At 48.3% G+C, this 12,914-nt stretch carries 9 protein-coding genes and 1 riboswitch; of the genes, 8 read left to right on the top strand and 1 reads right to left on the bottom strand.

Going from position 1 to position 12,914, the window contains the following annotated elements; translation table 11 throughout:
- The first annotated feature begins 378 nt into the window (after window positions 1–378).
- Window positions 379–564, top strand: a riboswitch (cobalamin riboswitch).
- 436 nt (window positions 565–1,000) lie between these two features.
- The 4 genes from dnm_RS31535 (at window position 1,001) to dnm_RS05155 (ending at window position 4,969) form a co-directional block, all read left to right on the top strand.
- Window positions 1,001–1,237 carry an ATP-binding protein gene (locus tag dnm_RS31535; protein ID WP_353740338.1) on the top strand — a complete coding sequence of 79 codons (237 nt, stop codon included), beginning with the start codon at window positions 1,001–1,003 and terminating at the stop codon, window positions 1,235–1,237.
- 68 nt (window positions 1,238–1,305) lie between these two features.
- Window positions 1,306–2,301 (top strand): ABC transporter substrate-binding protein, encoded by a 996-nt coding sequence (locus dnm_RS05165; protein ID WP_207681632.1) that lies wholly within the window; start codon window positions 1,306–1,308, stop codon window positions 2,299–2,301.
- The gene (locus dnm_RS05160; protein ID WP_207681631.1) at window positions 2,243–4,111 is read left to right on the top strand and encodes a methyl-accepting chemotaxis protein; all 1,869 of its coding nucleotides are present in this window, start codon (window positions 2,243–2,245) and stop codon (window positions 4,109–4,111) included. Before dnm_RS05165 ends, dnm_RS05160 begins: the two co-directional genes overlap by 59 nt.
- 534 nt (window positions 4,112–4,645) lie before the next feature.
- Window positions 4,646–4,969 carry a hypothetical protein gene (locus dnm_RS05155; protein ID WP_207681630.1) on the top strand — a complete coding sequence of 108 codons (324 nt, stop codon included), beginning with the start codon at window positions 4,646–4,648 and terminating at the stop codon, window positions 4,967–4,969.
- A gap of 264 nt (window positions 4,970–5,233) precedes the next feature.
- Here the strand turns inward: dnm_RS05155 and dnm_RS05150 are convergent, their stop codons facing one another.
- Window positions 5,234–7,558 (bottom strand): CotH kinase family protein, encoded by a 2,325-nt coding sequence (locus tag dnm_RS05150; protein WP_207681629.1) that lies wholly within the window; start codon window positions 7,556–7,558, stop codon window positions 5,234–5,236.
- Window positions 7,559–8,134: 576 nt separating this feature from the next.
- Here dnm_RS05150 and dnm_RS05145 point away from each other — a divergent pair.
- Genes dnm_RS05145 through dnm_RS05130 form a run of 4 tightly spaced genes read left to right on the top strand, consistent with a single transcriptional unit; the run spans window position 8,135 to window position 12,903 of the window.
- Entirely contained in the window at window positions 8,135–9,607 is a 1,473-nt protein-coding gene (locus dnm_RS05145) for an efflux transporter outer membrane subunit (protein WP_207681628.1), read from the top strand.
- Between the two features lie 5 nt (window positions 9,608–9,612).
- On the top strand, window positions 9,613–10,917 hold the full coding sequence (locus dnm_RS05140) for an efflux RND transporter periplasmic adaptor subunit (protein WP_207681627.1): 1,305 nt from the start codon (window positions 9,613–9,615) through the stop codon (window positions 10,915–10,917).
- Window positions 10,895–11,692, top strand: coding sequence for an ABC transporter ATP-binding protein (locus dnm_RS05135; RefSeq protein ID WP_246556211.1), 798 nt, complete (start codon window positions 10,895–10,897; stop codon window positions 11,690–11,692). The genes dnm_RS05140 and dnm_RS05135 overlap by 23 nt, the downstream gene beginning before the upstream one ends.
- Window positions 11,689–12,903, top strand: a complete 1,215-nt coding sequence (locus dnm_RS05130) for an ABC transporter permease (RefSeq protein WP_246556209.1) — start codon at window positions 11,689–11,691, stop codon at window positions 12,901–12,903. The genes dnm_RS05135 and dnm_RS05130 overlap by 4 nt, the downstream gene beginning before the upstream one ends.
- Window positions 12,904–12,914 lie beyond the last annotated feature (11 nt).

The following is a 12,914-nucleotide window of genomic DNA, read 5'->3' as shown; positions in this document are numbered from 1 at the left end:
CAACCCCATCCGAAACGTTTCCTCAAATGCCGGACGGGGTTTGCAACCCCATCCGAAACGTTTCCTCAAATGCCGGACGGGGTTTGCAACCCCATCCGAAACGTTTCCTCAAACGCCGGACGGGGTTTGCAACCCCGTCCGAAACGTTTCGAATGCCGGAAATGCCGGACAGGATTTTGCCGGATGGGGTTTGTAACTTCGTCCGAAATGTTTAGAGACAGTAGTCCGATAAAATATTTCAGACGGGATTGCAAACCTTATTTTATAAAATAAAAAACAATTAGTTATAATTTCAGCCCAATATATATGAGGAGAAAGCTCCGGGTTTTTTGTTTGAAAAATTCCTCTTGACAAAATATCTGGTATCAGGTATTTCTATACAAATGATATTTTAAAGGTGTTTGGAATACTTAATAGGAAATCCTGTGAGAATCAGGAGCGGTCCCGCCGCTGTGACCGGGGACGAAACCCGCAAAATGCCACTGTCCGGCCTGAATCGGATGGGAAGGCGCGGGCTTAGGATGAGCCGGAAGTCAGAAGACCTGCCTTGAAAAAATCAGCAACGCTTTCTGCGCGGATACAGAATGGTTGCGTTTTCAGCTCCGTTCCCCGGGCAATATCCGGGAGCGGAGATATATAAGCAAGGGTCAAGCAAACTGGGTGCAGCCCTTCAGGCTATTATAGCTTGAAGGGCTTTTTTTATTTGTTATTAATATTAAGAGGTTACGGATGGATTTCTCCGTTTGCCACTGAATTTTTCTTGAACTTTTATGAAATATTCTCAGAATGATCTGATCGCCTGCTTGGAATCCCTGATTGTCAGGGATGACATCTGTCATACACTTTTTCTGGCATTGCAACATAAGTACGACACTGTGTGGAGGTGAAGAAAGACCCCGAGGGAAAATCCCCCGGCGCGTTGCTGTTTTCGGTTCGGGACACGGGAATCGGCATTCCCCCGGAGAAAAAAAGCTGATTTTTGACAGCTTCACCCAGGCAGATGCGTCCACAACCCGTGAATATGGCAACCGGCCTGGGGCTAACCATCTCAAAACGCATTGTGGACCTCATGGGGGGGCAAATATGGGCGAAAAGCAAAGTCGGAGAGAGAGCTGTTTTCTGCTTCACCGCAACACCCGGCTTTTTTCCGCTGGGAGAAGGAACTGATGCTGTGAGAAAAATCCAGGTTTCTTCCCCGGGCAAATATCGAAAACTTATCGTTAAGTACAGATTTTAAGAAAAAGATTACCCGGAGTGCGAAAACAGAGCGCAGCGGTTTTTCGAACACAACACATCGGAGAAAAGATGAAAAAAATTATCATAGTTACAATGGGATGCTTATGGATATTATGCTTGGGACATGCTTCTGCCGGGCAGTCGAGAATTTTTACTGATCTTTCCGGAGAACAGTTTGAGATTACCAAACCGTTTAAACGGATTATCTCGCTTTACGCGGCTCATAGCGAAAATCTTTTTGATTTGGGACTGGATAAGGAGATTATCGGGGTCACGCCTTATGAGGTTTATCCGCCCAGAGCCTTGAAAAAACCGGTGTTCAGTTATAAAGACGATCCGGAAAAGATTATTTCAGCCCGGCCGGATCTGGTGCTGATCCGCCCAATGATTGCCAAAAAATATGCGGAGTTTGTGCGAAACCTGAAAGACGCGGGCATTTCGGTCATCTCCATTCAGCCCGTGGGCATTGACGATCTGTATGAATATTGGCGGACCCTGGGAGTTCTCATCGGACGTGAGGAAAAGGCCGAGGATATGATCCAAAGTTTCCAAAAGGGCATCCGGAACATCCGAATCTTAGCGCACACCATTCCCAATACAAAACGCAAGCGGGTTTATTTTGAGGCCACCCATCGCAAGATGAGGACGTTCACCCCGACATCCATGCAGCTCTTTGTACTCACCATGGCCGGCGGAATTAATGTGAGCAACGATGCCGAGGCCCTGCAAAGAAGCAATATAGCGGCTTATGGAAAGCATCGGGTTCTCTCACTGGCAGATGAGATTGATGTGTATCTGGCTCAGAAAGGAAAGATGAACCGCATCTCCGCGGAACTGATTAAGAACGAGCCGGGATTCGAGCATGTCAAAGCTGTGAGAGAAGACCAGGTCTTTATTATTGAGGAACATTTGGTCTCCCGCCCGACACTGAGACTGGCACAGGGTGCGGTCAGAATCGGCGGTTTTCTGTATCCGGAGATATTCACCCCGGAGATATGGCAGGGTATTGTCCGTATCATGTCCGCCTCCGGCCTTCCGCAATATTGTCAGCATTCCGAGGGATGAGAAAGGCAAAGAGAAGATGAAAATGGCAAGCCGTTTTTCACTATTTTATAAAAGCATTCCTGCAAAACTGTTCCTGATGAATGCGCTGACCTGCACGGTCTTTATTCTCATCGAGGGCACAGTCTTTTTTTCCTTTCCCTATGTGGAAAAGGAACTGACCCGCATTTTCTCCGGGGAGATACAGCAGGTGATCGGAAACTCGGTTCTGGGCAGAGAACTGACGCGGGTGATTGCGGATACCAATTTTCTGATGAGCCGCTTCTATGGCAGAGAGGATATTCTCAGCGCCGAAGGAGAGCGTCTCCGCGGCGAGATCGCCGCGATCATGGCCGGGGATCATCATGCCCGCATAAAATCATCTCTCGGTCTCTATGAGGAGAAAGTCAGGAATCTCCTTGGGCAGTGCGAACAGATCAATCAGGCCCGAAGGGATATCGAAGCCGCGGATCAGAAAATCAGCACGCTACTCGCTGAAGTGAATGACATTGTTTCCAAAAAGATAAGAGATAAGATCATTGAAGGAAAAGACGCGTCCGTGATGGAACAGCTCACCTTTATGATCTCGGGATACCGGGAGATTCTGCCGCAGATAGCGATTTATTTCGCGAAAGCAGATCTGAGACATTTTGAGTCGCCCATGGAACAGAAAGCCGCGCATCCCATGCTCGCACTGACAGATGATCTCCGTCTGAGGCTTCGCACGCTGACCTCTCCGGATCCGGATATTCTCAGCCACGGAAAGCAGATCAGGGCTGAAGTGGATCATTACAGGGAACTTATCTTGGAATTTCATTTTAAGGGCAGGACATTGGGGGTGGCGATCAAAGAGATGAATCAGGCGAAAGAAACCCTGCTGGTAATAATGTCAGAAATGGAGGCGGATATCGCCCGTTCAGCCAGACAGGGAGAGCAGACCCTGAAAGATCGGATTGCCGGAGGTATCCTGAAAATAAGCCTGTTCACGCTTCTGGTGATGCTGACGGTAACGGTGTTTACTTATCTGTTGAGCCGGGCCGTCACCAAATCTGTTCGGGGTGTCATTCGCGGGCTTGAACACTCTTCCGGCGGGGTGATAACGGCTGCAGGCCATGTCTCATCCTCCAGCCAGGGGCTTTCCCAGGGGACATCGGAACAGGCAGCGTTTCTCCAACAAACCTCTGCCGCGCTTGAGCAGATGAATGAGAAAGTTCGGCAGAACGCGGATAACGCAGTTCAGTCCTGGGGGCTTGCCAATCACGCCGTGAAAAACATTGAATCCGCGAACATGTCCATGACGCGGCTGTTGCAATTTATGGAGGATATCACGACAGCCACACGTAAGATTCAGACGATCATAAAGCTTATTGACGAGTTATCCTTTCAGACCAATTTGGTGGCTTTGAACGCTTCCATTGAATCCGCAAGGGCCGGCGAGGCGGGTGCCGGTTTTTCCATTGTCGCGGACGAAGTGCGAAATCTTGCAGTCCGCTCCTCGGAGGCATTATGCGAGACCAGTGATATTATTGAAGAGACCGTGGGGAAAGTGACGGACGGGGCAAAGATCGTTTCAGAGGTGAATGAGACATTCAGCGTCATGGAACTGGACACTCTCAGAATCGGCAAAATGGTCAAAGCGGTAGCGAATGACTCTGATGAACAAGCCATGGGGATCAGTGAGATTAACCGGGCCGTGGGTGAAGTGGACAAAGTGATTCAGAATCTCGCTGCCGGCGGTGAGCAACTGGCCGGAACCGCGCAAGAAATGAAAACTTATGCTGGTTCCATGAACAGCTTTGTCCTGGCCCTGACAAAGCTGTTGGGAAAAACATGATGTCATACAAAGCTCTGCTGGAAAACGCCCTGATTATAACGGATTTAGGGGAGGGCACAACTTCCTGAAATTATTAAATGACAAAACAGGAAATTTGTCCGTGCCGGGGTTCCGGAAACCGAAACTCCGGGATATTTGCCCCTTCGGAAACCGCCGTCTTCCGGGAAAGTCCGTCCGGCTCTCTGTAAAAACGGAAAGTTGCGGCCGGTCTCCCGAAATCGGAGGCTCCCCTAAATCCGTTATAATCAGCCGCTTTTCACACATCCGAAAAAATCAGCCACAAAGACACAGAGAAACTTCGTGAAACTTTGTGCCTTCGTGTCTTCGTGGCAAAAAAAATGGCCGGTTCCGCTTTTCACACATCCGAAAAAATCAGCCGCAAAGACACAGAGAAACTTCGTGAAACTTTGTGCCTGCGTGTCTTCGTGGCAAAAAAATGGCCGGTTCCGCTTTTTACACATCCGAAAAAATCAGCCACAAAGACACAGAGAAACTTCGTGAAACTTTGTGCCTGCGTGTCTTCGTGGCAAAAAAATGGCCGGTTCCGCTTTTCACACATCCGAAAAAATCAGCCACAAAGACACAGAGAAACTTCGTGAAACTTTGTGCCTTCGTGTCTTCGTGGCGAAAAAAATGGCTGGTTCCGCTTTTTACACATCCGAAAAAATCAGCCACAAAGACACAGAGAAACTTCGTGAAACTTTGTGCCTTCGTGTCTTCGTGGCGAAAAAAATGGCCGGTTCCGCTTTTCACACATCCGAAAAAATCAGCCGCAAAGACACAGAGAAACTTCGTGAAACTTTGTGCCTTCGTGTCTTCGTGGCAAAAAAACGGGTGTGTCCCGCCTTTTACACATAAAACCTGTCCTTGTGTAAAAGGCGGGACACACCCGTGAAAATACTGACTCTGACGAATTTTGCTGACAGGAGCGTTCTCATCACAGCAGTGAACGGTCTCAGCAGCGGTCCGGCCTGCACAAAAAGTACAAGGAAAGGGGATAAGCCCATTTTCCTTTTCTTATCCCTTTTCCTTGTACTTTTGGATTCTGCATGATAATCAGATCCGCCAATACTCTCATAAATTCCAATTCAAATGCGAACCGCTCTGAATAGCAGCTTTCAGTTAAAAGGCACAAGAGACCTTTCGGAGAATATATATTGTTTCCTCTGTTCCGATTTTTCCATCTCCGCTGATATCATTTTGTAAAACAACGAAACCTGTTGTCTGTCCTGCGCATATCCGAATTGCCATGATCGCATCACACAGCGTCACATGACCGTCAGAATCAATATCCCCGGGGACAGAAGAGAACGGTTCAGTCGGTTCAATCCTTTCAAACACGGCAGTTATTGCAGAAGCTTCTGTCAGGGTAACTGAAATCTCCTCCTGATTTCCATCCGCTATCCCCTCCCATCTGACAAACCGGGAATTCGTATTGGGAACAGCCTCCAGCCGTAGGGGAACATTTTTGAACCAGATACCTGTAAAGTCACCCGTGGGCATTGGTGCGCCATTAATCAGAATCCTGCCAGTACAGGGTTCGGAAGTACCAAGGGTGAATTTCACAGTTCCGCTTAATCCGAAGTGGTCTTTGATATGCTCACGGACATAAGACAGACGCTGAGTTGCAAATTCTTTTCTTTTCTCAATATTGTCTTCCCACTCAGATATGGAGGAAATACTGTGACTGCCATATTTTCCTCCCCATTTTCTGATATGATTCGGCATTTCTGTTTCAATACCTTTTCGTAAACTGTCAATAACAAATATGACCCGTTCCGGCCTGAACGTGGTATTTAAATAAGACGCAAATCGCTGAATGAATTCATTTTTAAACTCAGGATTCTCCAGCAGTTTGCGAAACAACATCTGTGTGCCATATGCTTTTTCAATTCCGTCATATTTGTAATCCGTAAAGGCATAATCCGTATCATAAAGCAGCCATCTCCATTTGCCCTCCGGAGTTTTCGGTCTCCAGTATTTTATGTTATTGTCAGGCCAGTCACTGTTGGCACTGAATATTTCAGCAATCTGATAGTTGATATATTCATTCACCTCCATCTGCGTCCGGATATACTCATAACTTTCACCTGAAGTCATATCAGCGGTTTCGATGAAATTCAGCAAATTTTCGTAGTGTTTCGCGTCCCCTTCAACAACACTGCTGTTCTCTTCTAAAAGATCAACATCATCAGGATCAACGCCGTGATGGGAAGCCAGATAATGTTCATTCAGCTTTTCACGGAAATTTAAAATTCCCCAGTATTCTCCGTTTAAAAACACAACCGAGGGTCTGTATGCCTGCAAGTCAATATCCATCCGCCCCTTGACAATACGGTGCAAGATTGCATCTCGGAACAGGGTTCGCAGATCATCGCAGCACCCGTCATTACGCAGGATAAATGATTTAAACGTGCTGATATCCTCATCAGGGAATATCTTATAAGCAATCTCGTCCGCGCCGAATCTTTCTCTTGCGTGAACAGATACGGATTTCTGTAAATAATCTCTTCCGGAGCCGCCATGAATTTTCATCCCCGCATTCATATTAAATCCGGGGGTTCCGTCTGTTTCGTAAAATTCAAGACGGATCGGTCTTTCCCAATCTTCCAGATAATTCGCTATTCCCTCAAAGGAATCATAGTTTGTGCCTTCTGTATAAATGCCGGTTTCATCATCCCACAGGTGAGCCGGGTCCGTTGCAATTGAAATGACCGGTAATGTATGGCTTTCCTGAATAAAATAAGTCTGTGTCATTACAGGCCCTGAAAAACACCCTGCATCAAAGACGCGTGCGCTTACAACTGTTGTGGAATTTATAATAATGGGCTTGGTGTATAAACTTGAAGAACGGGCCGGTTCTGATCCGTCAAGTGTATATCGGATTTCCGCATCAGGTAATTGGCTTGAAAGTGAAATTAGCTGACGGCCGGTATAAAAACCACCTTGTAATGAAAACTGAGGACACGGAGGTGTGTCTGTTGCATCATATTCCGGATATCCTTTTGTGTTGTTTTCATTTCCGGGCGTGGGTTCGCCAAAAAAAAGCCAGACAGAACCTTCATCCGGATGTCGTCCGAAAGAAACACCCGAGGTTTGTTTTCCATAATCAACCGAATCTATCCGCCCGCCCTCAGGGTCAAATATGCCCACGTTTTCGCCTTTTTGTTTTAATTTAAAATTCGTGTGGCGGCCTGCGTCCATTCCGTCAGCCCAGAATACTTCAAATCCGCGGGGTTGGATAATCAGGTCGGAAGGAAACTGCCATTTTTTCGGGTCATCCGGATCATCGCTTAAATACAAATTTTCCAGAAGAACAGGCTGACTTCCTGAATTAAAGATTTCTATCCAATCCATATAATCGCCGTCTTCTGCCATGATTTCGCTGATGCGGAGATGATGCCAGTCCGCAGCATCTACCTCGGCCGACAGGACGGAGATTATCATAAAAAAACAAATAAAACTTGATAATAATTTGGATATCTTCATGATTTAATATGAAAGAATCAGGTGTCAGGGGTATAAAATATTTAAAACTAATAAAAACAATGCTTTATAAAAAATATCTGAAGTATTGACACACTTTATGACACATAAAAATTTATTTTGCAACACTTTTTTGATATAATTTATTGATATTATAACATAAGGTTGTCTAAATCACGTTAATTAAAAAGAAGGATAACTTTTGAAAACCTCGGAGGTCTTTCTCACGCGGCATTTCCTCAGAGGGAATTTACTGAAGCTTGTTCCAAGCAGGTTCAATCTTCATAATTTAAACATTTTTTCTTCATAATTTCTCCATATTTTATGGATAGACTATAAATCAATTATGTTCGCTTGAAAGGATTAAGTTTCATCTTGTCGCATGGCTCAGTCATCCGACATTAAGTTAAAGAGAGAATGCCACAAAGGCACGAAGAAACAAAGACACACAAAGAAACCTTCGTGAGACTTCGTGCCTTTGCGCCTTCGTGGCATTATAATTTGCACATAGCGTTAAATTATAGTCAGGGTTGAAAAATGTCAGAAAAAATAAAAAACAGGTATGAACGGCGCGTCCCGGGCCGGTATCATGCCATCATCATTCTGATTGGTCTGCTGGTTTTGGCGGGCTGTGCCACCGTGGGGCCTGATTATGTCCCGCCTGAACTGCAACTCCCGAAACAATGGAACAGCATCTCCGGTGATGCTCAGAAGCAGAATGCAAAACAATTGGCAAAATGGTGGGAGGCTTTGAATGATCCCATGCTGACAAGTCTGATCAACCGGGCTGCTGCTGATAATCTGGATATCAAAGAGGCTCGCTCACGGGTGCGTCAGGCTCGGCTTCAACGATTAAAAACGAAATCATCCCTTTTCCCGATGCTGGACGCGTCCGGTGCTGCCCGGAAAAGTTACAACAGTAATTCAAGAGACGAGTCCGAGCTATACACAGCGGGGTTTGACGCGGGTTGGGAACTTGACCTTTTTGGCGGCATCAGACGAGCAGTGGAAGCCTCTCAGGCCGACCTGGAGGCTGAAAACGAAAGTCTCCATGATGTCATGGTCACTCTGCTGGCAGAGGTTGCTGTCAACTATATTGATCTGAGGACTTATCAGGCCCGGCTGACAGTGGCAAAAAGCAATGTGGCTTCTCAGCAGGAAACCTGGGAACTGCTCAATGCCTTGTCTCAGGCTGGCAGAGGGGATGAACTGGCACTGACCCAGGCTCGCTATAATCTGGAAAGCTCACGCTCCAGAATTCCGGATTTGAATACAGGGCTGGAAGCAGCCATCAACCGGCTGTCTGTGCTGATCGGTCAGGCTCCGGGATCGCTACGCGCTGAACTGGCAGATGTTCGTCCAATTCCCAGCGTTTCCATTGAACTGGCTGTTGGCGTTCCCGCGGATGTGATCCGACAGCGCCCGGATATTCGTCAGGCAGAGCGTGAACTTGCGGCCCAGACCGCCCGAATCGGGGAAGCCGAGGCAGACCTCTATCCCAAGTTCACCCTGAGCGGTTCCATTGGTCTGGAGGCACTTTCTTTGGATAAACTCTTTTCATCCACAGACCAAAACTGGGCTTTCGGGCCTTCTTTCAGCTGGCCGATCTTCAATGCCGACAATATTCGCAATAACGTTAAGGTACAGGCTGAATTGCAGAATCAGGCGTTTATTCGCTATGAAGCCGCGGTTCTGTCTGCCCTTGAAGATATCGAAAATGCGCTGGTCACTTATGCCAATGAGCAGCAAAAACTGAAAAACCTGCAAATTGCGGCAGATGCTGCCCGTTCGGCCGCGGAACTGGCTGAACAGCAATATACCACCGGCATGGTCGGCTTCAGCGATGTGCTTGATGCCCAGCGATCATTGCTCTCTTTTGAGAATGATCTGGTTGAAACCAGAGGATCCGTTTTATCTGATCTGATTCGGCTTTACAAGGCACTGGGCGGCGGCTGGCAGTCCATCAGTAACAGAAGCAATCCGAGTCTGTCAAAAATTAACAAAGGTTGAATATTATGCAAGACAACACACAACTATCTGTCAAAGAAATAATAAAACAGAATGAATCCTCCAAAGGCCGGAAACGCCTCAGCCGTTGGATAGCAGTACTGGGGCTGCTTTTCATTGTGGCAGTGGTCGGGGCAGTATGGAATCCTCGCGGATCGGCTAATATTATGAGTTTTCGTACCCGGCCCGTACAATTTGGGGACTTGGTGATCACGGTCACTGCCACAGGTAACTTGGAAGCAACCAATCAGGTGGAGGTGGGCAGCGAGTTATCCGGCATCATCACTTCAATGACTGCGGATTACAATGACACGGTAGAGGCTGATCAGCCCCTGGCGTATCTGGACAGTTCCAAGTATGAAGCAGCAGTTATGAAATCCAGGGCAGAGGTGGCCTCGGCCCGGGCCAATTACAAAGAAGCCCTTGCCACCCGCAAAGCTGACAGAAAAACCCTGAAACGCTATCGGAAAACGCGTGAACTCACAAAGGGCAAACTGCCGTCACTGGAAGCGCTGGAACAGGCTGAAGCTGAATTAGAGCGATCCACGGCAGCGGTGGCAGCGGCCAAGGCGGCCATTGACATCGCCGAAGCCTCGCTTAAATCGAATGAGGCAGACCTTAAAAAGACAGTGATCTACTCTCCCATCAGCGGCATTGTGCTCAGCCGGGACGTGGAACCAGGACAGACTGTGGCTGCTTCTCTGGAAGCTCCCGTGCTTTATACGCTGGCCGAAGATCTGCGCCATATGGAGCTTCAGGTGGATGTGGATGAGGCAGATGTGGGACTGGTGAAAGAAGGCCAGTCCGCCACTTTCACGGTGGATGCCTATCCTGATCGCACGTTTGAGGCGCAGATCACCCAGGTTCGATATGGTGCGGAGACCACGGATGGCGTTGTGACTTACAAGACGGTGCTGAGAGTGGAAAATCCCGAACTTTTGCTGAGACCCGGGATGACTGCCACAGCAAACATCATTGTTCAAAAAGTTGAAAAAACCCTGCTGGTTCCCAACACAGCCCTGCGTTTCACTCCTCAGAGACCGGAACAGGGGAAAAAAGAAAGCCGAGGTCTGCTGAGTTCTCTGATGCCGGGGCCTCCTCATCGCAGGGAATCGAAAAAAAATGCCGGGGAAGGAGAGCCTCCTCCGGGCATGAATGGGAAGCAGCCCTCCGTCTGGATTCTGAAAGACAACCGGCCTTTTCCTGTTCCAGTGCAAAAAGGCGCGACAGACGGAGTGCTGACCGCTGTCACATCACGAGATATTCAGGAAGGAACAGGAGTCATTGTCAATGCAATTCGCACAAGTAACTGACCAGATGGAACCAGCACAGATTTACCAGAAGGAAGAAATCGCTCAGAAGCAGAACAATCTGATTGAATTCCAGGATATCACCAAGATTTACGGAAAAGGTCAGGCTGCCATGCGGGCCCTTGACCGTATTAATCTGAGCATCCGTCAGGGAGAGTTCGTGGCGATGATGGGACCCAGCGGGTCAGGTAAATCCACTTGCCTAAACATTCTCGGATGTATTGATACCGCCACTCAAGGAACTTACCGCTTTGAAGGGGTGCAGGTGGAAAATTTGTCCCGGGATCACCGGGCCATGCTGCGCCGGCATTTTCTGGGATTTATTTTTCAGGGGTTCAATCTTCTGAACCGCACATCAGCCCTTGAAAATGTCGAATTGCCGCTGATCTATCGTAAAATGCCCGCAAAACTCCGTCGTGAAAAAGCAATGGAAGCATTATCCGCCGTGGGATTGGAAAAGTGGGCCTGCCATACGCCAAGTGAGCTATCCGGCGGACAGCAGCAGCGGGTTGCCATCGCAAGGGCCATTGTGGGGAATCCCCGGATTTTGCTGGCTGATGAGCCTACGGGGAATCTGGATTCTGTGCGAAGCACTGAAATTATGGAAATGCTGCTTGAATTCAATCGCCAGGACAGCATTACCATTGTGATGGTGACACATGAACCAGAAATGGCGGTCTATGCTGACCGGCAAATTCATTTTCAGGATGGTCGCATTATCACCGATTCTCAAAATGATCACATGATCACCGATTCTCAAAAAGGAGCATCATTATGATGTTGTGGGAAACCTATCTGCTGGCCCAACGGACGATCCTGCGAAATGTGCTGCGATCTTCCCTCACTATTCTGGGGATTGTTATCGGCGTGGCCGCTGTCATCACCATGGTCACGCTTGGCAGCGGAGCCACGGCCAAAGTGACCAGTGATATTTCCGAACTGGGCAGCAACTTGCTGCATATCCGCCCCGGACAAGGCATGAGAGGGCCTGGCGGAGCCAGATCCAGGGCCGATGATTTCACCATAGAAGATGCCACAGCCATTAAAAACAGTGTGGCCGGTCTGAAAGCAGTGGCTCCGATCTCCGATGCTTCGAGTCAGGCCATCTATGGCAGTGCCAACTGGGCAACATCTGTCACTGGTGCGACCAATGCGTTTCTTACGGTACAGGGCTGGCAAGTGGCGGATGGCCGTGCGTTCAGCGATGGAGAATTAAAGGCGGGAAAGGGCGTTTGTTTGTTGGGGAATACCGTCCGAAAGGAACTTTTTGGAAATGAGTCCCCTATAGGCAAGGCCATGCGGCTTGGGAAAATTTCCTTCAAAGTGATAGGAACCCTCAAAGAAAAAGGGCAGTCCAATTTTGGTAATGACCAGGATGATATCGTCATCATTCCCCTGCGGACTTTGCAGCGCCGGATGGCAGGCAACAGCGATGTCCGAACCATTATCGTTTCTGTGAATGATGGCGTTTCCACAGAGGTTGTCAGCAGTGATATTGAAGCGCTCCTGCGTGAACGCCGCGGGATAAAATCCGGACAAGATGATGATTTTCATGTCCGCAACATGAAGGAACTCATTGACACCCTTACCGGCACAACCACCGTCATGACCGCCCTGCTGAGTGCTGTTGCCGGAGTCAGTCTTTTGGTTGGCGGCATCGGTATTATGAATATTATGATGGTTTCTGTCACGGAACGCACTCGCGAAATCGGCACCCGGCTGGCGATTGGTGCTCTGGAACGGGAGGTGTTAATGCAATTTCTGGTAGAGTCGGTAGTGCTGGCTTCCTTTGGCGGGCTGATTGGCATTGCCATTGGTTTATGCGCGGCCGCAATCGGGGCCCAGCTTATCGGAGTTCCCTTTGTGTTCAGACCCGGAATTGTGGCTGCCGCGTTCTTTTTTTCCGGAGCTGTGGGTGTCACTTTTGGATATTTTCCAGCCAAAAAAGCCGCGCATCTGGATCCCATTGAGGCACTTCGGTATGAATAATACTCGTAGGG

The sequence above is a fragment of the Desulfonema magnum genome (assembly GCF_017377395.1).
Lineage (GTDB): Bacteria > Desulfobacterota > Desulfobacteria > Desulfobacterales > 4be13 > Desulfonema_C > Desulfonema_C magnum.
Note: the sequence above shows the minus strand (reverse complement) of the source record. Positions and strands in the feature narration are given on the sequence as shown.